The sequence below is a fragment of the Clostridium sp. BNL1100 genome (assembly GCF_000244875.1).
In the GTDB taxonomy this organism is placed as follows: Bacteria; Bacillota; Clostridia; order Acetivibrionales; family DSM-1351; genus Ruminiclostridium.
This window is the reverse complement of sequence record NC_016791.1, coordinates 3,591,089-3,616,834: the sequence shown is the minus strand read 5'-3', so window position 1 is coordinate 3,616,834 and position 25,746 is coordinate 3,591,089. Positions and strand designations below refer to the sequence as shown.

Below are 25,746 nucleotides of genomic sequence, written 5' to 3'. Positions count from 1 at the left end.
ACATAAAATTGAATACTAAATATACAAAAGTAATTTCATTAATTCTTTGCCTTGTATTATTAATAACTGGCTTTCCGGATATAATTGTACATGCTGCAGACAGCTTTACTCTATTAAAATATGAAAATGGTGGCATGGAGTTTTTCAACCAGGCTACATATGATAACTATGAAAAAAACAACCTGCTACCGACACAAATCAATGGAAGTGTAGTCCCGTTAACAATAAAAAAGGGTACTAACACTTACTATTTGAATTACAGGCTTTTTACACAGAAGAATCTTGTAGTATATGGCAGCTACAGGAGTATGGCAGGGAACTATTTTAAATGTGGATACCAGATACATAATGATTTGGATATTAAAGACCCGGAAATTAAATATGGCGGTGGTTACTTCTTAAAACCTGAAGAGGTATCTTGCAAAGGTAAGGAGCAGAACCCTAAAACCCATAAAGAAAAATGCGAGACTGATCGGGGGGAATGGAAGTACCTGGGCTTTGATATAAATGGGGAAGTATTCAGTAATATGTGGATGATTAACGTAGCAACTGTAACAACCTTCAGGGAAAGGAATTGGATAAAGGAACCTTGGAGTTCTACAAATGAAGCCAAAAAGGTTCTATCAGGAAGAATTAGTACATATAACGAAGCAGCATACAATTCTGCAAATCGTTATAAACAGCAAACAGTTCAAAGACTAAAGGATTGGATATTCAAAACCTTTAATTCCGTAGATAAGTTTTCAGGAATCCCTGACGGTAATGGCCACTATGATCCAAATGTTTATGAATATCTCTATATCCAGTCAGCTCCAACAATTCAGAAGGCCGGCAGCGGAAAGATGTGGCACGTAAGACCTGACGGCTCTATTTGGTATCAAACCTTTTCCGTACCAAATCTAGGACAAACAAATAAATTATCTGATAGTGGCAAAAGCGACCTGCCATTACAGTGCTTTGTAACTGCAGTATCACCTATGCCCGATATCCCTAAGGACAACGAGTTGGACAAACAGAAGGTTAAACTTGAATTTCAGGTTAAAGGTGAACTACAGGATTATGTTATCCTGAAGGAAGAGGAGCCGGCACCGGAAGATTGGATTCCATACTATAAGGATTCAGTGTCCAGAACGGTGTATTATACAAGACAGGATATAGAAAGCTGGGATTTAAATATCGATAAGGTATCTGGAATAGAACTAACCGATACTGAAATGAAATCAAAAAATGTTGTGCCTAAAAGTACAGCAGATAATACAGTTACTGCAACTTTTAGTATTGAAACTACCATAGAAGAAATAAAGAAGCTTCCCAAGCAAGGGGACAATTACATAGTAAGGGTAGAAGCAACAGCAAAAGTAAACTATCTGGATGGACATAACAATTCCAAAAGCGGAAGCAATCAATTTTTAACAGGCACAATTCCAACTCCTCCCGAGCCTGATATCGAACCTCTATTTATAGACATTCCCACTCTAAAAATAAATAATCACATCGGAGAAACTGCATTTGACGGAGTTCAATTCAGCGATGTTTCTGATAACACAGATATGTCAGCAGTTAAAAGTACCCAACTATATATTAATGGGGAACAGGTTGACCATAACGAATTCTTTTCCGGGTCATACAGCTTTCCGGCCACAACCAACAAAAACGGGTACTTTGCAGAAGTCATCTGTAAATACAACCTTGATAAAAGTAAAATTGTACTAGATGGCCTTCCTGAAAATAAAAAGCAGGAGATACAAGATGCAGCAGTTGTTGAATATGTTTCAACAGATTATGTATACGTATATCCTACAAAGCCTGTTGCACAGTTCAAACTTTCATCAAAGTCTTGGAAACAGAACAGAATTATAAACGTTGAGAATACTTCAACTGATGGTAATATACAGCTTGTTGTTGATAAATATCCAATAGTAGAATACAGATGGTCTTACGGCAGTAACACATCACAGCTAAATAAAGGTACCGATACCGACTTAAAAAAGCAATTGCAGTACAAAGAGCCGGGTTCATATTCCTTGACTCTGGAGTGCAAAAACACTCTGGGTAAATGGTCTGACCCATATACTGTAGAATTCCGTGTGCTAGAGGACATTACCCCAAATATAGAACTTAATCTATCAGACAGTGTAGTAACAAGAAATGATGAAATAAGTGCATGGCACTATGATATTAGCAGTACTGACGGTGACAAGATAAAGGTTGCAAAAATAGAATTGTGGTATGACAGCGACAATAACAGTGAGGTTGATACTATGATTCAGTCATGGAACGGCTTCGGAGATAACGGTATGTGTGAATTGACGGACTTCCCTGCTTACACTCCTACAGAACTTGGTTACTATAAATTCTTCATATATGCACAAGATGAGTTTATTGGTGTGAATGGGCAGGATACCCTAACTCAATTTGTTAGCGATTCTGAGAAAAAGTCAGCAAGTATGGACTGTGATTTTTGGGTAGACAACTACCAACCCCTTTCAGATATATACCTTGATGCCCCCATTGAAAGACCTAATGTGGATTTATATATCATGCGTGATAAGAGGCTTGCACAGAACAAATTCGATTATATTGCAAGTAACAGGGTTACAATGGAAAATACCTTACTGGGTAGAAATATGATTCCAAACGTCAATATATGGGACCTGAAAACTTATGAATATTCTACCCCTGCAAATACATCAAGCAATACCGGAACAAGCTATCCTTCGGAAGAAATCCAATATACCGGTGCGGGATATTCAGGCAAGTTGAAAAGAACCAGCGTTACGGATAACGGAGGTTATCATGACTTTGGGAACTATGAATCCCGAACAGAAACCAAATCTATTAGTTCAGGTGGTGGTTATGCTTCTGGACATGGGTATGGGGGTTCAACCCCTTCATCAAGTATTTACTACAGTGACGGGGAAGGTTATTCCGGCACCATGTACCTTCAAAACTATACATACACGAGTACCCCTTGTGGACATCCGAGGAGCCCTACTCACGGAGAGGGATATTTTAACTGGACAAGGTCATGGTCAGGATATTCGGGAACTGCATCAAGAACAGTTTCCTACTGGGTTCCCAATATGCAATGGATTTCAAATTATACCGGCTACTACAGCGGTACTATTTACAAATATGTTCGACAACCTTATACCGATACGTGGCGGGCAAACAGCAGTAAATATATTCTCTATGTAAGTGATGGTAATATTTCAGAGCTTTCAGATATTAATGCAGCTGCATCAAAAGCCGATGCAAAGATAATTCTGGCAGGAACACCCGAAATACAGATGCAATATCCGGGATATGCGAAATTTATAGATTCAGCAGACAAGACAGTTCAGGAGATTTTAAATGAAACTTTAGAGTACATTTTAGAGGAAACACCCACTATTGAGCAGATCTATATACTTCGTAATCAGCAGTTTACTCTGAATGTAGGAGAAGATGACCTTGAAAATGATGAAATAATTTTAAGAGAGATGCAATATGTACAGGACAAGGACTATTTTGACAACTCCACCGGTCAGGAACCCGGAAATCAAGCTGTTTTCAACTTAGATACGGGATGGACAGCCGAAATAAGAAATTCATTTTCCAATGTAGGAAAGTACCGGATATACAGAAGGGTAAAAGACAAGCCATCCGGAGCATATGGGGATAATTACTCCTACTACAGCGGAGCCACAGAGGTTGACATATATGTACACAGAAAGCCAATTGCCAAGGCAACACTGGATTGGGATTTTGATTCAGGTACAAACACATATAAGACAAGCTGGAAGGATCTAAGCTATGATCTGGATCATAATATTACCAGAGCCAAGACTGATAAAGGCATATCAGACCGGAAAATCATGTGGAAAAAGGAAGGAGGGGAATGGAACTATACAGTTCCCGACAATCTGAGCCCCAGTACCTATAGAATAAGGTATTATGTAAAAGACATAGAAAACACTTGGTCAGATGTTTTTACAATGGATATAAATGGAACGACCTATACAGATGTCCCGGAGGTTATATTTACTTTAACGGATACGCCACCAATGCAGTTTGAAGCTGAACTCCGAGCAATGAAAACAGCCTTCAGAAACCCGTCGTCACCGGTCACCTTACCTGCCAGTGAAGATTTAGAAGTTTTTAATTTATGGACAAGATATCCGTCAAATCCGTATTTGACAATGGCTTTGTTTAGTACAAACGGAACTCAGGTATCAGGTACTAAAACTGTCGGCTACGGTACGGCGACAGGTAGCAAAAGCGGAAATGACATCAGCTGGAGCAATGTACCTTATAACGTACCCGATACTCTTATAGACGGTAATTATATCTTTAAAATAACGGCAAATGCAGAACAGAACAAGACAATATCCTTCCCTGTCACCATAAAAACCCCTATTAATCTGAAGGGATATATTAATGGCAAGGAAACCGCAGCACAGATAAATACCGGGGATACAGCTCTGTTTAAATTTACAACTTCACAATATGTATCAAAAACCCAATTAAACTTTGAAGGACATACATACACTTCGGATTCCGGAAAGATAAAGCTAGTCTCAAATTCGGGGTCAGTAAAGATCTGGGAATTAAGACTGGATATTGCTGATGGAGCATATCCGGACGGAAGGCTAGGGAGTGCTGAATTTAAAGCATGGCTTCCTTCAGGAATGAGTGAAACAGATAGTGTAGACTATAAATTCGTAGGAATCAGGGCATACAGCTTTGCAATTACAATGATGCTGGACCCCGGCTGGAGAACCTATTATTTTGATACAAGCAAGGGTTTGGATGACAATCGGGACGGAAAAGTTGACAGGTATCCGAGGAGAAATAATACAGATATCCCTGCGATAAAAATGCCAATAAACTATTTCTCAAAGGTAGGACATAGCAGAACATATATCAAAGCGGGTTACAAGGTAAAAGGAAGGATTGATATCCAGGGTGAACCGGATTATGCGGCGTTTAAAATTCATTATATTATCAAAGGGAAGACACACACTGATACCCTTACATTAAAAAGAACCTCAGGGAACACCTATACATTTGAATGGATTATCCCACTGGAAACGGATGATAAAACCTTTGTGAGCTTTGACCTGATAACAAAGAAGGGTGCTTCCACTTATGGAAGTGAAAAATGGATTGACATTTGGGACAGCCGCAATACATCAAGACAGGTTTTGTATGTCAGGGGTAAAGCTACGGATGATTTGAGTTATGAACAGAGTCAATAAATATAACAGCCTGAAAATGGGCTGTTTTTTATTTTTACAATTAGGAGTAAGTTGAAGCTAATTTGAAATTAATATAGTATATTAATATGAGCTAATAGAAAGGTAAAAATAAATGTTTAATATATTAGTAGTTGAAGATGATCAGTCACTGAGTAAGTTGTTTTGCACTGTTTTAGCCAAACACGGTTATTCTTATTATGTAGCAAATGATGGCCTTGAAGCTTGGGACATTATTGAAAAACAATATATTGACCTCGTTATATCAGATATTATGATGCCAAATATGGATGGATATGAATTGGTGAAAAGTTTACGAGATAATGGATATAACATGCCGGTACTTATGATTACAGCTAAAGATACATTTGAAGATATGAAGAATGGGTTTCGAGTAGGCACTGATGATTACATGATAAAGCCTGTAAATGTTAACGAAATGATTCTGCGTGTTAATGCTCTGCTTAGAAGAGCACAGATTGTAAATGAAAGAAAACTGATTTTTGGAGATATGGAATTAACTTATGACGACTTAACAGTATATATTAATGGGGAATATATGCTTATACCTCAAAAAGAATTTTATATCCTTTATAAGTTGCTCTCTAACCCTAACAAGGCTTTTACAAAGCAGCAGCTCATGGACGAAATCTGGGGAATGGATACTGAAAGCGATCCGCATACATTGGATGTCCATATTAGCAGATTAAGAGAGCGCTTTAAAGACAATACTCAATTTGAAATCAAAACCATTCGCGGTTTGGGGTATAAGGCGGTAAAGCCATGATATTCAAAGACAAGGAAAAGTTCACCATATCCCGTATATTTGCACTTATTATGGCTATTATTATGACCGCATCAATGGTACTTACATTTATAATTATATATATACTATTGAAGTTCAGTTTTGATCCAATTACAGGAGCACTAACGTCTTCTTCATTTATCGCACTTTTGTGCATCGCTGTTGGAACTATCATTTCTTCATATGTTTCCAGTAAAATGCTTCGTCCCATACTAAAAATCAATGATGCAGCTAAGAAAGTGGCTATGGGGGATTTTTCCGTAAGATTGGAAGAAAAAAGTATAGCCAAAGAAGTGAAACAAATAGCTGAAAATTTCAATATAATGGTTAAAGAACTGTCAAATACCGAAACTTTAAGGAACGATTTTGTAAATAATGTTTCACATGAATTTAAAACCCCCCTTGCTGCAATTGAGGGTTATGCAACTTTATTACAAGATGAAACCTTACCAAGGGAGGAAGAACAAAAATATATTAATTATATATTAGATAACACAGCAAGGTTGGCAAAACTTACCCAAAATATTCTTTCATTATCACGGCTTGATAATCAGGAAATTGTTTTACAAAAGGAGCATTTTCTGCTGGATGAACAGATAAGACGTGTTCTTTTAAGCTATGAGAGTAAATGGGAGGAAAAGAACCTTACAATTGATTTAAATTTAGAAAGGGTTATGTTTTACGGAAATCCGTCTCTTCTTGCTCAGGTTTGGAGTAATATTATCGAAAATGCAATTAAATTTTCAAATTACAATGGAGTATTAACTATAGACTGTCTTACAAATGACAATAAAGTATTCATTACCATAAAAGATAACGGTATTGGTATGGATAACGAAGTAAGAAGACATGCTTTTGATAAATTTTATCAAGGAGAACGTTCACACCATGTCAATGGAAATGGACTTGGTCTTGCTCTGGTAAAGCGAATTGTGGAATTATGTGGAGGTACTGTTTCAATAGAAAGTAAAAAAGGAATCGGAACAGCTGTAATGATTTCATTTCAAAAGCTTTAATTTTTTTAAAAAATATATAAAGTTGATAATTAGTTGAATTTATATTGATAAAATTTAATCTAGAATAATGCACCTGTATTATAGTTACCAAATTACTCAAAGGGGAAATCCGGATGGAAAAATTTTATAAGGTTCGTAATATTACTGATTTAAAGGATTTATTGGAACAAAGCTGCACTTTATATAGCGATAAAACTGCGTTTTTAATTAAGAATAAAGGTGATAATTATAGTAAAATAAGCTATAACCAGTTTGGTAACGATGTAGAGTATTTTGGAACTGCCTTATTGAAACTTGGTTTAAGCAACTCTTCTATTGCAATTTTGGGAGAGAACCGATATGAATGGTGTGTTTCATATTTATCAACAATCAACGGTGTGGGAACTGTTGTACCTTTAGATAAGGAACTACCTACAAATGAAATTACTAATCTTCTTGCAAGATCTGAAGCTACCGCTATAATCTTTTCCGGAAAATACAGAGCTCAAATAAAAATGTTAAAATCAACTATTAATACTGTTAAGATTTATATAGATATGGACTCTCAAACTAATGAGGATGGAATACTTTCATTTCATGATTTAATAAAATCAGGAAAACAACTTGTCGAAGCTGGTGACAAAAGCTTTGCTTCCGTAAAAATTGATCCGGAGGCTGCAAGGATTTTGATTTTTACTTCAGGTACCACAGATATAGCAAAAGGGGTTATGCTTTCACATCAAAATATTTGTGCGGATATAATGGGAGTGTGCTCTACTGTTCAAGTTAACAGTGACGATAAATCTTTATCTATATTGCCATTGCATCACACATATGAATGTTCATTAGGGTTTTTAGCCTTTATATATAACGGAGCTGCTATATCCTTCAATGATGGACTTAGAAATATCACAAAAAACTTAAAAAATGTTAAACCAACTGTAATGATAACAGTACCTTTATTGATAGAAAATATTTATAAAAAAATACAAGATAAACTTCACAAAAGCAGAACAGTGAAAATAAAATTTAATTTTGCTTTATTTTTAACAACCATTTTATCAATTTTTAAAATAAACCTGAGCAGAAAATTATTTAAAGAAATACATGATAGCTTTGGTGGAGAAATGAGGTTAATTATTGTTGGGGCAGCCCCGATAAAACCGGAAGTTTCAAGGTTTTTCAGACGAATTGGGATTAAGGTTCTGCAAGGTTATGGATTAACGGAATGTTCACCTCTGGTAGCCGGTAACAGGGATAAAAGCTTTAAAGATAAATCATGTGGAAAAGCTATTCCCGGCGTTGAAATTAAAATTTTAAAACCTGATAATAATGGAATTGGGGAAATTTTAGTCAAAGGGAAAAATGTAATGCTAGGTTATTTCCGCAACGAAAAAGCTACTCAAAAGTGTTTGTCTAATGGGTGGTTTTATACAGGAGATCTCGGATATATGGACCGTAAAGGCTTCTTATATATAACAGGTAGGCTTAAAAACGTTATTGTAACCAAAAACGGTAAAAAGATTTTTCCTGAAGAAGTTGAAAACTATATAAATTCAGACCCATTCGTACGAGAATCTTATGTTTGGGGCAAGTATGATGAAAACTCCGGGGATACTGTTGTTTGTGCTCAGATTTTGCCCAATGTAGAAGCAATCTCCGACAAGTTCAATGCTATAAACATATCTAAAGATGAGTTAACGAAAATTTTTAAGAACATCGTTAAAACAGTAAATGGCAAAATGCCGCTTTACAAACATGTAAAGGAGTTCTCCCTAAGAGAAAATGAATTTCTTAGAACAACTACACATAAAATCAAGAGGTATGTGGAAGAACAGAAAGAAGGTCTTGCTCAAATAGAATAATAAAATAAAAAACAAAAACCACATAAGTACACAAATTAATGTTATAATGAAATGATTACAAAAACAGGAAATAAGTTAATCGAATTTTGAATTATAGATTCGTTGCAACTTAAATAACATTTAGTCAATACTATTGTAAGAACTAAAAAATTTGTGGAGGTGTTTTTTATTAGGAAAAACCAAGTACCAATTAATGAAGAGATAAGGGATCCTGAGGTCAGGTTAATTGATTCGGATGGTGCAATGCTGGGAGTTATGTCCTCAAAGGATGCACAAAAAATGGCTGTTACAAAAAATCTTGATCTTGTAAAGATTGCATCGAATTCGGAACCACCGGTTTGTAAAATTATGGACTATGGAAAATACTTGTTTGAGCAGGGTAAAAAGGAAAAGGAAGCCAAGAAGAATCAGAAAGTTGTTTCAATTAAGGAAGTAAGGTTGTCTGCCAAGATTGATGAGCATGATTTTGATGTCAAAGTAAAAAGTGCCTATAAATTTTTAAAAGATGGCGATAAAGTCAAAGTCAGCGTAAAATTTCGAGGTAGGGAAATGAAATATACATCAGATGGGAAAGAAGTTCTTGAAAAATTTGCCCAAGCGGTTAATGATGTTGGTGTACCTGAAAGACAGCCTAAGCTTGAGGGTAAAAACATGATAGTAATATTGAATCCCAATAAAAAGTAATAGGCTATATTACAGAGAGTTTGTGGTAAGAAATAGGGCCGTCACAGAACTTTAGTGTAACATTATGGTAAATTCATAGTGTATTTTTAGGAAATATTGAAATATCTGTTGCTTTACTTAACGCAATATGTTAAGCTGACAAAGTAAGCTAAATATTTATGGATTGATTTTTTGATTACAACTCTCTTTAATTTATTGGAGCGGGAAGTTATAAATTATATGATCCAAATAAATTAAGGAGGTATTTAGATATGGCTGATAAAATAATAACTTGTAAGGATTGTAATTCACAATTCACTTTCACTGAAAACGAACAGGCTTTCTACAAAGAGAAAGGGTTCGACAATGAGCCTCAAAGATGTCCTGACTGCAGAAGAGCAAGAAAGCAGCAAAACAACAACAGAGGCGGCGGAAGAAGCTACGGTAACAGATGGTAAATTAGAGGAGAGCTAAGGCTCTCCTTTTTAGTTTTGTTCATATATTCTAAATTCTACGTAAACATGACTATAGATACGGTATTTGTTTTTACCCTCTAATTAATGCCTTATCTTCTTATACGAATGTATATTTTGTAACCCGAAACAGAAACAAAAAGCTTCAATTCCTTTCACAGATAAGCCTTGTGGGATTTTTCCAGAGGGTAATAGTCATTTAATCCACACCAAAATTATAGCTAATTACCGTAATGCAAAACAACATAAGATTGACAAAAAATAAACAAATAAAGTACAATTTTATTATAAATTATATTAAGCATACGAAAATTTATTAGTATAAGGAGAGCTAAGTTATGGCAGGATTATTTGATTTATCAGGAAAAATAGCAGTTGTTACAGGAGCATCTTCAGGTTTGGGAGTTCAGTTTGCAATGGCTCTTGCAAAACAAGGAGCTGATATTGCTATTGTTGCAAGAAGAGTTGAAAAATTACAAGTGGTAAAGAAGCAAATTGAAGAACTTGGAGTACGTTGCTTTGCAGTAAGATGTGACGTATCAGACAGTGCTGATATTAAAAATGCAGTTAATGAGATTAAAGAATACTTTGGAACTATTGATATATTGGTAAACAATGCCGGTATTGGTTTAACAGGGCCTGCTGAAGAACAATCAGATGAATTATGGCAGACAATGATGAGTGTTAACATAAATGGAGTTTACTATTTTGCACGTGAAGTCGGAAAGATTATGCTTGAAAAGAAATACGGTAAAATAATTAACATCGGTTCAATACATAGCACCGTTGCAATGCCGGGACTTCCTATAACTGCATACTGTACTACAAAAGGCGCAGTAGAAATGTTAACAAAATCATTGGCAAGCGAGTGGGCTAAACACGGCATTACAGTTAACGCAATCGGCCCTGCATATTTTCCAAGCGAAATGACAGATGATGTTCTTGCAAATGAAGATTTCCACAATCTTATCAAAGCAAGTTGTCCGATGGGAAGAACAGGAAGAGACGGAGAATTAGACGGTGCTATCGTTTATTTTGCTTCCGATGCATCCAGCTATACTACAGGACAGCTCTTATCAGTTGATGGTGGTTGGACAACAATCTAATACAAATTGTAGATAAAATACAATTCCCACGAATAGGTGACAAACTTATTTGGGGGATTGTATTTTTTTATTTTTAAATAAAATAACGGCTTAAAGCTGACAATTTGTCCATAATAACAAAGATGCCCCATACAATTAATAGAATACCGCTGAAGGCTGAAAAAGCAGGAAAGTACTTATGGTAATTCCCCAGATAGTGAGACAGGCTACCAATAGCCAGCGCAGTTAAAAGGAATGGTATGGCAAGACCAAAGGCATAAAGCAACAATAGTAATATAGCCCTTCCCATAGTAAGCATATTACCGGTGTACTTAAAAATAGATGCTAATATAGGGCCTACACAGGGAGTCCACACTGTTGCAAAGGCCATTCCCCAGTAAAATGCCCCAAGCCTTTTGTGATGGCTTCCAATAGGAATAAGTTGCTTGTCATAGTACAGTATTTTTAGTCTAAAAAGGCCTGCTGTGTGAAGACCTAATAAAATAATCAAACCGCCTCCGATTTTACGAATGAGATCTATATTCTTCAAAAACAAATCTCCAAGAATGCTCACAGATGCACCTATAATAATAAAAACAAAAGTAAACCCAAGAACAAATGCAACTGACCTGATAATTACATTGAGTTTTGCATTTGCGGGGTTTATTTCCGGTATGATCGAACCCGTAAGATAGCAAACATAAGCAGGAATAAAAGGAATCACACAAGGAGAAAAAAAAGTCAGTAATCCTGCTGATAATACCAAAATCAAAGTAAAGTTATTTGTAATAAAAAATCACCTCTGTCCAAGAGTACAGTTACTAATTAGTTTCAACAAAAACGTATAAAACTTACCAATGAAAATACAACAATTTATTCCAATAAGCAATTTACCAAAACAGCAAATTAATCTATTGTTAACAGGAGAATATGGAAATAAAATTTACTTATATAAATAGAAAGTCAGGTGGGAGCTATGATAAGTATTTATGCGGTACTTGCTGTGATTCTCCTTTTTGGAGCAAAAATCCGGATAAGGGGCTGGGATGACGGTTTTTTGTCCCTGGATAGTACAAAGATGCTACAGGGATTCTGTGCAGTTCTGATTATTATTCACCACATTTCTCAAGTTTTATCCGATTCTAAGCAATTGTCTCCTTTTAATGAATATGGAGTTTTATTCGTAGGAATATTCTTTTTCTGTTCAGGTTATGGATTAATAAAAAGCTTCAAGACCAAAGGTAATTATATGCAAGGCTTTATAGGTAGAAGACTTCCGTCTGTTTTAGTCCCGTTTTATATTACAACCTTAATTTATATGTCTATAATTTTACCATTAAACCCAAAGCCCTCTTTAATGCAAATAATCCTTACTCTTACAGGTATACAGCTTATTAATCCCCATGCGTGGTACATAGTGGCAGTGGTGATTTTTTACATAGCTTTTTATTTTATATTTAAATATATAAAAAATGAAAAAACAGCATTTGTGTCTATGACAATATTTTTTGTCTGCTATATAATACTAAGCATTATTCTGAGACATGGGCCATGGTGGCTGCAGGGAGAATGGTGGTACAATACTTGTTTTCTGTTTTATATTGGGATGCTCATAGCTAGATTTGAGAAGGGACTAATAGCAATAGTAAAAAAATATTATGCTGTAATATTGCCTGTAGCTATTGCAGCGTTTGTGGTTATGTATAAGATTTCAAATTATACCATTGGAAAATTCTCATATTACGCACAAACTGAAACTGCTTCCGGATACCCTGAAAGCTTGATATGCTTTTTCACTCAGCTTCCGGCGGTAATACTTTTTGTAGCGGTTGTTTTTATACTTTGCATGAAGATTACATTTAGTAATATAATACTCAGATTTCTTTCAAAGATATCCTTGGAACTGTATCTGATACACTATCTTTTTCTGTTGCTATATAAATCAGATATAATAATAAATATCACCAATGACCTCTTGTATGTAACGCTGGTAGTTATATCATCTGTTGTAGCGGCATTCCTGCTGAATTTAGTCCATAGGCCTTTAATTAGGTTAATAACTCCAAAGAAAGCTGTAGTGGATGAAGCTAGTAAATTTGCTGTAAATAATTCGGTAAATTTGTCGAAAAAATGCTAGAATTCATACGAAATTTAGGCTATACTACCAATATGTGTTAGTATATAAGCCAAAGGAGTGCTTTCATTATGAAAAAACCTTCACTAAGAGCCATAATTACCATAGTTCAGTTAATTCTTGTAATTTTGCCACTATCAGCAATACTACTCCTGCTTTTAAACAATTCTTCTTTTTCAACAATGGGATTAAAGATTGCCTTAGCTGCAATAATTGGACTTTCAGTATTGGCTGTTGTTCTTCAAAATGCATTTTACGGAGTATTCATTAAAGACATCAAAAAAATAGTACAAAAGCTAAAACACATTCAACAGGGAGACTTAACTGTTGATATGAAAGCAAAGGGCACAAAAGAACTGAACGAAGTAACCAATATTATTGCAGGTGTTATCAAAGAATTTAACGGGGTGCTGTCTGAGGTTCATTCATCTTCCAACGATGTAAATCATATGATAAATACCGTAATGGAAACATTCCATGAATGGGGGGAAAACTCCAAGGACATATCTAAGGCAACGAGTGCTGTTACCGAAGGTGCAATACATCAGGCACAGGATTCTGAGGCTTGTTATAAAATGTCTGTAGAAATGGTTAACCAGGTTGAAGTGGTTTCAATATCAACTGAACAGATGTCAGCTAAGGCAGAGCTTGTACAGAGTATGACTAATTCAGGTAAAAAAAGTATCTCAGAACTGCTGGATAAGAGTAAACTTTCAGAAACCAATGTTGCTGATATAAATAAAAGTATAGAGGAATTAAGCTTTATGGCTCAGGACATTACCAGAATAACTGAAATCATAACTGCCATAGCAAACCAGACCAATCTATTATCATTGAACGCCAGTATAGAAGCGGCAAGAGCAGGAGAGGCAGGAAAAGGTTTTTCCGTAGTGGCCGGTGAAATTAAGAAACTTGCAGAAAAGAGTATTGAGGCAGCTAATAATATAGCTAAGACAATAGCAGGTGTTCAGGAAAAGGTTGGAAATACAACGGAGAAAATAAACACCATAACACAAACAATCATGTATCAGATAGGTGCTGTTAATCAAACCAATGAGGCTTTCAGCAGTATATCAGAAGCATCTGATGAATTGTTTCTACAGCTTAATAATGTTGTAAAAGGTATGGACAAGCTGGATAGTTTTAAAACTATTCTGGCAGATTCAATAGAGAATATATCAGTTGTTGCCGCAGAGACAGCTGCATCATCAGAGGAAATAACATCACTCATGTATAGCCGGAACAATTCTGCAGACGTACTCATGGGCCTTTCAGCAGATTTGAAAAATGTAGTGGAAGGTTTGGACAACAAATTAACCAAATACATATTTGATAAAAAAGAAAAAACAAGGAAAACCTTTGCCATTATTTCTATTTTGGATATACCATTTTTCGCAGATACCTTAAAAGGTGCTGATGAAATAGGTAAGAAACTTGGAGTAGATATAATACAGATGAATCCAAAACAATGGGGGCCCAATATTCAAGCGGGTTTAATTGAAGAGTGTATAGAAAAAGGTGTTTCAGGTATAGCACTTATACCCATAGATTCTCCGGAGGTTAGGGAAGCGGTTAAAAAAGCTATTGAAAAAGGTATAAAGATCGTAAATATAGACAATTATCTGGCTGACTGCGGAATCAGTGAACTTATCGGCACAGATAACTTCTCTGCCGGATTAAACCTGGGGGAAAGTTTAATAAAATGCCTCAACGGAAAAGGAAACATAGTAATCTCTACAGCTTCCTCCACTTTTGAAAATATGGCCGAGAGAATAAAAGGCATTAGAAAAGCTATTGAAAAATACCCTGACATTAAGATTGTAAGAATAGTAGACAGAGGGCAGCTTCATGAAAGAATAGAAGGCTTGGAAGAAATACTGGCTCAAAATGAGAATATAGACTGTATTGTCTATGTTGATTTCCAAGGAGCAGAGGTTCTTGAAAAACTGACACAAAAAGTCAATGTAAGCGCAAAGATAGTAGGCTTTGATAATAGTGAAGAATCCGTAAGACTGCTGAAATCCGGCAAAGCTCATTCCATAGTAGTACAGAGGCAAAAAATATGGGGAGAGCTTGCAATAAGAAGGTTGAATGACCTTACATTAGGAAGACAAGTACCTAAATTTGAGGATGCAGGAACCTATGAAATAAACAAAAGAAATTTTTCAGCATTAATAAAATAATATAAACGCATAGAAGGCTTCTGAATTTTTCATTATAAGAAGCCTTCTATTGGGTATATTTCGTATTTAAGCTTTATGGTACACTCTTATATTAATTTCTACTTCCGTACTGAATTCTTCGGTGGTTTTGAGTTTATTTTCAGTCTCAGAATCAGCGTGCCGGCTGTAAGGAGTCATATTGAACAGGTTGTAAATGTCCTCTTTGTCGTTGATAGTGATTGAGTAAGACACGATTTTATGTTCCAGAAGACTAAAGCCTTCTTCCACGGTACCCTTCTGACCTATTGTGTCCGGACTATCATAGATAAATTTCCTTAGACTATACAGGTGTCTGGGGCCGGGTGCAGCTACTAACAGCTTCCCGGAAGGTTTTAAAATACGCTTGAACTCCTGTTCATCTCTGGGGGCGAAGATACATAAAATGCAATCAACGGAATTGTTTAGTATGGGTACATGGTAACTGCTTGCAACCGCAAAATGTATATCCTTGTCACGTCCAGCAGCATATTGTATAGCAGATTTAGACACGTCTATACCGTACATGTCCAAATTCTTTGTATTATTAAAATAAGAGAATTTTTGCCTCAATCTGCTGATATAGTAGCCTTCACCGCAACCTGCATCAAAAATACTGATATTTTCAGAATGTTCAGCTTTCAGTGTTTCAACGACCATATTATTAAGGGTATCAGAAAACTCCTGATAATAACCTTTGTCAAGAAATTCTCTGCGACTTTTAATCATTTCCTTACTGTCTCCGGGTTTGCCTGTCCCAATATGACTTGAAAGAAGAAGATTTACATAACCTTGTTTTGCTATATCAAAACTGTGTCCGTTTGGACAAAAGTATTGTTTTTGCCCTTTATTTAAAGGTTTTTTACAATTAGGACACTGAAATAAAGTTTTATTTATCAAAAATGAACACCTCCGTACAAGTATACTATCTTAAAAATAATTTACGGTCAATTATACCGGGCCGTTCTATAAACTCATCGGAAGTCTCACAAAAAAGGTTGTTCTTTCATTTACTGTGCTTTCTGCATAGATTTTGCCGCAATGTTGGTCAACAATTGCTTTGGCTATTGATAAGCCAAGACCATAGCCCCCAAGCTGCCTTGAACGGGATTTATCCGTACGATAGAACCTGTCAAATATCTTTTTCAGATGTTCCGGTGCAATTCCTTCTCCGGTGTTGGTAATTGACAGAATAATGTCGGTATTCTGTTTGTGAAGTGCTATTGATATGGTACCATTCTTATTTGTATATTTTATTGCATTGTCCAGGAGAATCATTACTACCTGTCGGATTTGCTCATCATTGCCATGGATAAAAAGTGTAGGCTCCAATTCATATCTGAGTGATAGATTATGCTCAAATATAACCGCTTCCATTGTAAGGATAATATTTTCAACTGCGTCACTCATGTTGAAATTGGAATAAATCATTTTATTATCGGAATCATCCATTTGTGTAAGATATAAAAGATCATTTGTCAGTTTTGCCATTCTTTCGGATTCAGATTTTATATAATTCAGCCACTTGGATTGGCTGTCGATAGTATCCTGTGTGTTAGACAAAAGAACATCTACATTTGTATTAATAACAGCAAGAGGCGTTTTTAGTTCGTGAGAGGCATCTGCAACGAACTGCTTCTGTCTTTCAAAGGCTTCTTGAACAGGTTTTATGGATCTGTTTGCAAAAAATCTGCTAATAAAATATATTATTATAAACATAAACAGCGCTACAAACAAAAAGGTATAAATCAAAGTTTTCAGAATTCCATATTGGGAGGTCGTATCCAAAAAAACCAGACGATATCCGTTCATTATAGGAGTTATTGAAAACGTCCAGTGTTCATTTTCAATATTAAAGTTCCCGGTTTTATGATTTTGTGAAATCGCTTTTTCCTTAGCACTTTCATATAGCTCATCATCTATGTTAAACGAAGATGTTTTGTCAGTTATGTTCCACTGGAGGTCTGTTTCAATCATAAAGGAAATTGTGCGTTCACGCATTGGGCCAAAATCACCCCGCTCTGGTTTACCATTTCCAAAGTCAGGTGGTCGGGGGCCTATAGTATTATGCTTTAGTGAATCTTCCATTCTGTGAATCTCCATATTAATGTCGGAACTTACATTGTTGTAGGTTATCAAATATATAGTAGCAAAGGAAATAATCAGCATAACCGATATAATTACAAGATTTGAAATTAAAAATCTATTTCTAAGTTTTTTAAACATTATTCCTCGCCTCCAAAGTATAGCCTACACCTCTGACAGTATTTATAACTACGGAAGAATTCAAAAAAGCAAGTTTTTTTCTTAAAAATGATATATAAACCTCAACATTATTATGTTCTGCGTCAGAGTCGAAGCCCCAAAGCTTTTCTATAACTATTTCCTTGGAAGTGACAGAGGTTTTTCTCATAATCAAAAGCTCCAACAGCTGGCTTTCCTTTAGTATCAGCTTAATTTCCCTACTTCCGCAGGTTAATTTAAGAGTGGCAGTATTCAGCTCAATATCGCCATATTTCATAGTGGTGTCAGATACGATTTCACCCTTTCTTCTGGAGGTAGCTCTAATCCTTGCCAGTAATTCCTCGGTTGCAAAGGGCTTTGGAAGGTAATCATCTGCGCCGCTGTCCAGACCTTTAACCTTGTCGGCTATTTCGCCTTTGGCGGTCAGAAGTATTACAGGTGTTAATATATTTTCCGACCTTATATGTTTCAATACACTAATACCATCCATGTTTGGCAGCATTATATCCAGTAAAATTAGATCATATATGCCGCTTAAAGCGTTATCCAAGCCGGTGCTGCCATCATAGGCAATGTCAACAGTGTAATTGTTTTTTCTTAAAATTTGCGATAAAGCTTCTGCAAGGTGGATTTCGTCTTCTACGATTAAAATTCTCATATTAATTCAGCTCCCAACCCGGAAAAATTCTTACATTAGTATTATAGCATGGGCAACCTTAAATCAATCTTAAATCAAAAAAGAGCAAAAACTTTCAAATATTTAAGGTTTGTTTAAGTTTCCACCAATAAAATAAGAGCCATGGAAGGAAAGTAGAAAAAAGGAAGGGGATATGGAATGGCTGTTGAGGTTTTTAACAGGTATGAAAGCAAGTTTCTTATTGATGAATCAGTTTATAAAATAATCCAAAACGAGCTTCTGCGTTATATGGAACTGGACGAATATAACAAGAAACATGAATTATATACTATCTGCAATATTTACTATGACACAAAGGATAATATATTAATCAGAAAGTCCCTATCAAAGCCTAAATATAAGGAGAAGCTTAGGTTAAGGGCATATGGAGTTCCAAAAGAGGATTCAAAGGTTTATCTGGAAATTAAGAAAAAATTCTGCGGAATAGTAAATAAAAGAAGGACAACCTTAAAGCTAAACGAAGCTTACTCTTTTGTGGAAACGGGAATTAAGCCGGATTACAAGGAATATATGAATAGACAGGTGCTGAATGAAATCGATTACATGTTGAAATTTTATGAGCTTGAGCCTAAGCTCTATCTTGCATATGACAGAAAAGCGTTATTCAGCAAGGATTCCAGAGATTTAAGAATAACCTTTGATACTAATATCAGAACAAGGAGAGAAGATCTCAAATTAGAAAGCGGTGATTATGGGACACAGTTACTTGAAAATGGGAAATGGTTAATGGAAGTTAAGGCGGAAAAGAGTGTACCATTATGGTTGTCCAAATTACTGTCCGAAAACAACATTTATAAAACAAGTTTTTCGAAATATGGTAAAGAATATCAAAAATATTTAAATAGTAAAGAGGAAATGAAGGGAGAGGTCATTAAATGTTTGAATCATTTTTCAATACCACATCAGCCAGTACTACAATATCAATAACAAATTGCTTTTTAACAATATTAGTATCTTTTATATTGGGCGGGACTATCAGTATAACCTATATGAAAACCAGCAGTAAATTCGGATATTCGCAAAACTTTTCACTAACACTGATTATGACTCCTACGGTAATTGCAATTATCATACTTCTTATAGGCAGCAACATTGCAAGAGCCTTCAGTCTTGCAGGTGCATTTTCAATCATAAAGTTCAGAAGTGCTCCCGGTGACCCAAAGGATATAGCTTATGTACTTTTCACAATGGCTGCCGGACTTGCATGTGGTGCAGGATACTACGGGTATGCAGTAACCTTTACGGTTATTTTATGCTTGTTGATGTTGTTACTGAGTGTATTTAAATATGGATTAAGAAAAACATCACAAAAGATGCTTAAAATAACCATACCCGAAGACTTAGATTATGAGGGAGCATTTGATGATATATTTAAGGATTATACTACAGATTTTGAACTTAAAAAGGTGAAAACAACAGATATGGGAAGTCTCTATGAACTGGTATATACAGTGACTATGGAAAATGGAAAAAGCCAGAAGGAATTTCTGGACGCATTGAGGTGCAGAAATGGAAATATGAATATTACATTATCTATGTGTGCAGATACTCAACAATCGTTATATTAAGTTGACAAAACAAAGGAGATGGTCTAAATGAAAAGAAAATTCAGACGCTGTAAACTACTGAGCATATCATTAAGCCTGTTTTTATTGGCTTCCTGCGGTAATTCTGCAATACAGTCTGCAAATGAAACACAGTCTGCTGCCGACAGTTCCGGTAGTGTAAAAAGCAGTAAAGTAATAAAGGTTACAAATGACATGATTACTTATGACACCGATGATAATTATACCCAATGGGAAAATCAGAACCCAACTTACGTTAAGCTAAATGGAGCAACAGCAACTCTAACAGGTTCAGGAGCAGAATTAAAAGAAAACAAGGTGACAATTGCTACTGCGGGAACGTATGTTATAAGCGGGAAAATGAATGATGGCCAGATTATTGTTGATTCTAAGGATAAGGGGACTGTAAGATTGGTTCTGAACGGTGCGGAAATAAACAGCAGCAATAGTGCGCCTGTTTATATAAAAAACGCAGACAAGGCAGTGCTATCTATGGAAGAAGGGACTGATAATACGTTAAATGACGGTAAAAATTATACTTTAGATGATACCGCAAATAAAGAACCCGATTCGGCAATATTCAGTAAAGCCAACCTGACAATTAACGGAACAGGAAAATTAACGGTAAATGCAAACTATAACGATGGTATTTCAAGTAAAGACGACTTAAAAATAGTTGGGGGCAGTATTAACATTAACTCAAAGGATGACGCAATAGTAGGTAAAGACATGGTTCTGGTAAAAGACGGAAGCATTACTGTTAAAGCCGGGGGAGACGGAATAAAGTCTACAAACGATACGGATGAGAAAAAAGGTTTTATTGCTATTCAGGGAGGAACTCTCAATCTGACAACTCAAACAGATGGAATTCAGGCAGAAACATCCATGCTCATCACAAACGGAAACGTAAACATATTAAGTGGTGGCGGCAGTGCGAACGGCACTAAAAAATCAGTTGATGACAGGAAAGCACCGGGAAGATGGGATAACAACACAGAGACAGAAAGCACTGAAACAGAAACTCCAAGTGCCAAAGGTCTCAAGGCAGAGTCCAACATAGATATAGCGGGGGGAACGTTCAAAATAGATACTTCTGATGACGCAATACACAGCAGCAACTCTGCCACTGTGTCCGGCGGAGACATTACGATAGCATCCGGCGACGACGGAATACATGCAGATTCCAATATAGATATTAATAACGGTAAAATCAATATCACAAAAAGCTATGAAGGAATAGAGAGTATGGTCGTAACCATTTCAGACGGAGAAATAAATATTAAATCAGACGATGACGGTATAAATATTAATGGAGGAAACGACGGTTCGGCAGGAACAGGTGGACCTGGAGAACCCGGAGGAGTCGGACAGCCAGAAGAAGCCGGAGTGCCCGGAGGGCCAGGCCAGCTGGGGCAGGGACCGGATGCTGTATCTGCAAACAGTATGTTATATATAAACGGAGGAAATATATCTGTTAATTCATCAGGGGACGGACTGGATTCCAACGGCTCAATGGTCATGACAAATGGTAAAGTAGTAGTAAGCGGGCCGGCATCCAATAATAATGGTGCTATTGACTACAACGGTACATTTAAAATTAGCGGTGGTCTACTTATTGCAGCAGGCAGTTCAGGAATGGCACAGGCGCCTTCAGAAGAGTCATCGCAGAACTCAATTAATATGTATTTTCCGAACCTACAGGAAGCAGGAACCATAGTTCACCTCCAAGACAGCAAGGGAAATACAATTACAACATATGCTCCCGAAAAAGAATACCAGTCGGTGGTTATATCTTCACCTTTATTGAAGAAAGATTCCTCTTATTCATTATATGCAGGAGGCTCATTAACGGGGGGAGTATACAAGGCAGGGACAAAGCTTATAGACTTTAAAGCAACCGGCTCAGTTACATGGTTGGATGAAAACGGAGTAACAACTCAAAAAAGCTTTGGCCCGGGAGGTGGAAGGGGCTTCAGACCTGAAGGCGGTTTCGGAGGCCCGGGTAAGCAAAAAGATTCTTCAAGTAATTAATAAAAGACTGTTAAAATGTATTTTTATGATTGATTGTAATAGTAACTTCCAGTATTTTGGAAACGTATATTGTATATAATTTACAATTAGATTGATTATATTGTAAAATGTTACATGTAATACCAAAATTCAAATAGGAGGTAACTAATGAATAGTTACAGCAAGTTACGAGTTTTACTTACTATGGTTCTGGCATTGCTTATAACAATGTCCTCATTGTACAATCCTTTCATTGCGAATGCAAATGGGAACGAGGTACTAAGCGTAGAAAATCCAAACGGTACCATTTTCATTAATGAGGGTGATTCTTATTCACTTCCTCAAACAATACCTGCAACGTTGGCTGATGGAAGCAGGGCTGATGTTGCGGTAATATGGCAGTCAGCAAAAATAAACACTCATAATGAGGGAATATACCAGCTTGTTGGTAGCATTGCAGGTTATTCCGAGAAAATTAATTGGAATCTGATAGTCAACCCTGTAGTTTATACGGTTCTGCGACAAGCGTATGTGTTGCCGCAGACACTTCCTTACTTTCCGGCAGACAGTACAGGTTACGAGGTTGAAGTTGCCTGGGACTCTCAAACAGCAGACACCACAAATCCGGGTACATATAAATATGTCGGATCGATAGAAGGACTGTCACTGCAGGTGGCTTTGACATTAAATGTAGCGGGAGAGATTGCTTCACTTAAATATTATGCATGGGGTGAAGATGCATATCAGGGGATTGACTATTCATTACCTGAAACAGTAGAAGTGAACATTGTAGGAGGAGGTACCGCGCGGGTTCCTGTAATATGGACACCGTCAGTTATTGACCTAAGTGTTCTGGGAAACTTTAAATTTGTAGGCAGGATTGAGGGATTTTCAAGGGAGATGACATTGACTGTGAATGTAAATCCTCCGATAGTTTCTTTTGTCGGAATGCCGGTTACCGTCCCTCAATACGGCTCAGTCAAGATGCCTGTTACTGTGGCTGCACAATTATCCAATGGTACATATAAACTGGGTTTTGACAATGTAACATGGAACACAGAGATGCTGGATGTAACCAAAGCAGGAGAGTATAAGGTAGAAGGTATTGTAAAGGGATTCCTGCAGAAAGCTTATGTAACTGTTACAGTAGTTCCGCAATATACCATTGAGGATATCAGAGCTTCCGTAAAGAAGGGAGAACCTTATGACCTGCCGGCTACGGTCAAGGCAAAAAGATATGACGGAACTGTGGTGGATTTACCCGTTGAATGGAACACTACTAGTGTTGATACGACCATAGAAGGTACACAGAATTTTGAAGGTAAGGTTGAAGGCTATGAAGGTACGGTTAAATTAACACTTATTGTTCAGACAGAAGATATAGTTTATATTGCTGATCCCAATTTGGAGAAAGCAGTTAGGAGTGCTATTTCAAAACCCACCGGAGACATTCTCAAAAGTGATATGCTGAAAATCACATATCTTAATGCAAAGTATCTGGACATAGTCTCCCTTGAAGGCATTCAATATGCAAAGAATCTGTTTATGCTATATTTGACCGACAACCAGGTGGGAGACATATCACAGCTTAGTGAGCTGACAAACCTCCAATACTTATTTTTGAACTACAACAATATTAAAAGTCTGATTCCTTTGGAAAAACTGTCAAAGCTTTACATGTTAGGCTTAGAGAGCAACCAGATAACAGATTTAAGTCCTTTGAAGAATCTTACAAATTTAAACAATCTGGGTGTTGATCGTAATCCATTAATGGATATAAGCTGTATAAAGGACTTTAATACAAATATTTCCAGCCTATCGATGTATTCATGTAAAATTGAAGACATAAGCTCTCTTTCAGTATTAAAGAATCTTTCAACCTTGAGACTGGGGTACAATAATATCAAGGATATAACCTCTCTGAGTAGCCTTACGAATCTGCAAGATGTGGATTTAAGCGATAATGCCATAGAAGATTTTTCAACTTTGTCCTACTTGGGAAAACTTACGAAACTTGATTTGAGTGGTAATTCAATAAGAGACTATTCAAGCTACACAAGGTTCAATGACAACATTAAAATTGATTTTTGGGGATTTAGCCAGACAAAGGCGGAAATAACATCGTTTTTGACCACGGCGGATCAAATCATTGCTTCAGTTGTAACACCTGATATGACTCCTTTGGAAAAGGAGAAGGCTCTTCACGACTATATTTGTAAAAATACAAATTATACTCTGGGAGTATATACAGGTGCATACGGCGTTCTAATAGATAAGAAGGGTGCATGCGATGCCATCGCAGATACAATGAACATCCTTCTCAACAGGGCAGGGATTGAGTGCATCAAGGTAGCCCATGGGTGGGCAGGCGGAGCGCACGCTTGGAATATAGTAAAAATAGAGGGTAAATATTATCATCTTGATTGTACATGGGATACTATATATACCAAACAGAATGCTGCTCTTTCATATAAATACTTTAATGTAAACGATGCATTCCTTAAGAGTGAGGGAAGGACCTGGGATACAACTAAATATCCAATATGTGAGTAGTAGAAGATTATTGCAAAATCTTATATGAGATAAAATCCTGAAATTGACATATAAATTTAAAGGGGCAATAAAAACAAAGCTTATCAAATTATGATTGATTGTTAATAAAATCTTGATATAATGGTAACTGTTAACTCTATTATAACTATTATGTTAATTAAGGAGAAAGTCGCATGGAGAAAATTGTAAAACAAAAAGAACCTCTAGTAGAACACATTTATACAGCAGACCCGTCTGCACATGTATTTGAAGGTAAAATTTATATATATCCTTCTCATGACCTTGACGAGGATATAGTTTCAAACGATAACGGAGACCAGTATATGATGGAAGACTATCACATATTGTCTTTGGATGATTTAAACTCACCTTGCATTGACAATGGTGAAGCCCTTCACATGAAAGATGTTCCATGGGTATCAAAGCAAATGTGGGCACCGGATGCTGCTTACAAAAATAATACCTACTATTTGTACTTTCCTGCAAGAGATAAGGATGGTATATTCAGAATCGGAGTAGCTACAAGTTCATCCCCTTCAGGTCCATTTACAGCTCAAAAAGAGCCTATTCCCGGCAGCTTCAGCATAGACCCTGCTGTTCTGGTGGATGATAACAATAAAGCATACATTTATTTCGGTGGTCTTTGGGGCGGTCAACTTGAAAAGTGGCAAACTGGCAGCTTTAACCCTAACGCTGAAGGCCCGGATGCATCAGCACCGGCTATAGGTCCAAGAGTAGCTGAATTGAGCGATGATATGCTCACATTCAAAGAAGCGCCTATAGAGATATCCATTGTTGATGAAGATGGTAATCCAATTCTTGCGGGTGATGAAGACAGAAGATATTTTGAAGGCCCATGGATGCACAAGTACAACGGCAATTACTATCTTTCCTACTCAACAGGTACAACCCACACCATTGTATACGCAGTAGGTAAAAATCCAAAAGGACCTTTTGTATTCAAAGGCAAAATACTTACACCTGTTGTAGGATGGACTACTCACCACTCAATAGTTCAGTATCAGGATAAGTGGTATCTGTTCTACCATGACAGCTCATTATCAGGCGGTCGTGATAATAAGAGATGCGTTAAATTTACTGAATTGAAATATAACGAGGACGGAACTATTCAAACAATAGACCCATACAAGTAAACTGTAATATAAATAAAATGACTAAAAAAACTCCTTCTTGGCATTAACTAATAACATGCTAAGGAGGA

At 36.5% G+C, this 25,746-nt stretch carries 18 protein-coding genes; 14 read left to right on the top strand and 4 right to left on the bottom strand.

Translation table 11 applies throughout. The annotated features are described in order from the left end of the window. Positions 1-8 precede the first annotated feature (8 nt). The 7 genes from CLO1100_RS15305 (at position 9) to CLO1100_RS15275 (ending at position 11,144) form a co-directional block, all read left to right on the top strand. Entirely contained in the window at positions 9-5,240 is a 5,232-nt protein-coding gene (locus CLO1100_RS15305; protein WP_014314673.1) for a hypothetical protein, read from the top strand. 112 nt (positions 5,241-5,352) lie between these two features. Further along, the gene (locus CLO1100_RS15300; RefSeq protein ID WP_014314672.1) at positions 5,353-6,024 is read left to right on the top strand and encodes a response regulator transcription factor; all 672 of its coding nucleotides are present in this window, start codon (positions 5,353-5,355) and stop codon (positions 6,022-6,024) included. Beyond that, positions 6,021-7,058: a HAMP domain-containing sensor histidine kinase gene (locus CLO1100_RS15295; RefSeq protein WP_014314671.1), complete on the top strand. Its 1,038-nt coding sequence runs from the start codon at positions 6,021-6,023 to the stop codon at positions 7,056-7,058. Before CLO1100_RS15300 ends, CLO1100_RS15295 begins: the two co-directional genes overlap by 4 nt. Positions 7,059-7,171: 113 nt before the next feature. Beyond that, positions 7,172-8,902 carry an AMP-binding protein gene (locus CLO1100_RS15290; protein ID WP_014314670.1) on the top strand — a complete coding sequence of 577 codons (1,731 nt, stop codon included), beginning with the start codon at positions 7,172-7,174 and terminating at the stop codon, positions 8,900-8,902. 153 nt (positions 8,903-9,055) lie between these two features. After that, positions 9,056-9,586, top strand: coding sequence for a translation initiation factor IF-3 (infC, locus tag CLO1100_RS15285; RefSeq protein WP_014314669.1), 531 nt, complete (start codon positions 9,056-9,058; stop codon positions 9,584-9,586). Positions 9,587-9,837: 251 nt separating this feature from the next. Then, a complete protein-coding gene (locus CLO1100_RS15280) occupies positions 9,838-10,023 on the top strand; it encodes a zinc-ribbon domain-containing protein (protein ID WP_014314668.1) in 186 nt (61 codons plus the stop codon). Positions 10,024-10,376: 353 nt separating this feature from the next. Next, on the top strand, positions 10,377-11,144 hold the full coding sequence (locus tag CLO1100_RS15275; protein ID WP_014314667.1) for an SDR family oxidoreductase: 768 nt from the start codon (positions 10,377-10,379) through the stop codon (positions 11,142-11,144). 73 nt (positions 11,145-11,217) lie between these two features. Here the strand turns inward: CLO1100_RS15275 and CLO1100_RS15270 are convergent, their stop codons facing one another. Beyond that, on the bottom strand, positions 11,218-11,889 hold the full coding sequence (locus tag CLO1100_RS15270; RefSeq protein ID WP_014314666.1) for a cytochrome c biogenesis protein CcdA: 672 nt from the start codon (positions 11,887-11,889) through the stop codon (positions 11,218-11,220). A 210-nt stretch (positions 11,890-12,099) separates the two neighbouring features. Between CLO1100_RS15270 and CLO1100_RS15265 the strand changes: the two genes are divergently transcribed. Together CLO1100_RS15265 and CLO1100_RS15260 are read left to right on the top strand one after the other, a co-directional pair. Beyond that, on the top strand, positions 12,100-13,260 hold the full coding sequence (locus CLO1100_RS15265) for an acyltransferase (protein WP_014314665.1): 1,161 nt from the start codon (positions 12,100-12,102) through the stop codon (positions 13,258-13,260). Between the two features lie 68 nt (positions 13,261-13,328). Beyond that, positions 13,329-15,440 (top strand): substrate-binding domain-containing protein, encoded by a 2,112-nt coding sequence (locus tag CLO1100_RS15260; protein WP_014314664.1) that lies wholly within the window; start codon positions 13,329-13,331, stop codon positions 15,438-15,440. Between the two features lie 66 nt (positions 15,441-15,506). On the opposite strand, the gene CLO1100_RS15255 is transcribed toward CLO1100_RS15260, so the two are convergent. From CLO1100_RS15255 to CLO1100_RS15245, 3 genes are all read right to left on the bottom strand, one after another. Beyond that, on the bottom strand, positions 15,507-16,355 hold the full coding sequence (locus CLO1100_RS15255; RefSeq protein WP_014314663.1) for a putative RNA methyltransferase: 849 nt from the start codon (positions 16,353-16,355) through the stop codon (positions 15,507-15,509). 66 nt (positions 16,356-16,421) lie between these two features. Beyond that, the gene (locus CLO1100_RS15250) at positions 16,422-17,681 is read right to left on the bottom strand and encodes a HAMP domain-containing sensor histidine kinase (RefSeq protein WP_014314662.1); all 1,260 of its coding nucleotides are present in this window, start codon (positions 17,679-17,681) and stop codon (positions 16,422-16,424) included. Beyond that, positions 17,674-18,357 carry a response regulator transcription factor gene (locus tag CLO1100_RS15245; RefSeq protein ID WP_014314661.1) on the bottom strand — a complete coding sequence of 228 codons (684 nt, stop codon included), beginning with the start codon at positions 18,355-18,357 and terminating at the stop codon, positions 17,674-17,676. Before CLO1100_RS15245 ends, CLO1100_RS15250 begins: the two co-directional genes overlap by 8 nt. Positions 18,358-18,534: 177 nt before the next feature. On the opposite strand from CLO1100_RS15245, the gene CLO1100_RS15240 reads away from it, so the two are divergent. The 5 genes from CLO1100_RS15240 (at position 18,535) to CLO1100_RS15220 (ending at position 25,678) form a co-directional block, all read left to right on the top strand. Continuing rightward, positions 18,535-19,323 carry a polyphosphate polymerase domain-containing protein gene (locus tag CLO1100_RS15240; protein WP_014314660.1) on the top strand — a complete coding sequence of 263 codons (789 nt, stop codon included), beginning with the start codon at positions 18,535-18,537 and terminating at the stop codon, positions 19,321-19,323. After that, positions 19,272-19,964, top strand: a complete 693-nt coding sequence (locus CLO1100_RS15235) for a DUF4956 domain-containing protein (protein ID WP_014314659.1) — start codon at positions 19,272-19,274, stop codon at positions 19,962-19,964. The genes CLO1100_RS15240 and CLO1100_RS15235 overlap by 52 nt, the downstream gene beginning before the upstream one ends. Positions 19,965-19,991: 27 nt before the next feature. Further along, on the top strand, positions 19,992-21,992 hold the full coding sequence (locus CLO1100_RS15230; RefSeq protein ID WP_014314658.1) for a carbohydrate-binding domain-containing protein: 2,001 nt from the start codon (positions 19,992-19,994) through the stop codon (positions 21,990-21,992). Positions 21,993-22,139: 147 nt separating this feature from the next. Continuing rightward, positions 22,140-24,524, top strand: a complete 2,385-nt coding sequence (locus CLO1100_RS15225) for an Ig-like domain-containing protein (protein WP_014314657.1) — start codon at positions 22,140-22,142, stop codon at positions 24,522-24,524. 173 nt (positions 24,525-24,697) lie between these two features. Continuing rightward, on the top strand, positions 24,698-25,678 hold the full coding sequence (locus CLO1100_RS15220) for a glycoside hydrolase family 43 protein (RefSeq protein ID WP_014314656.1): 981 nt from the start codon (positions 24,698-24,700) through the stop codon (positions 25,676-25,678). Positions 25,679-25,746: the final 68 nt, after the last annotated feature.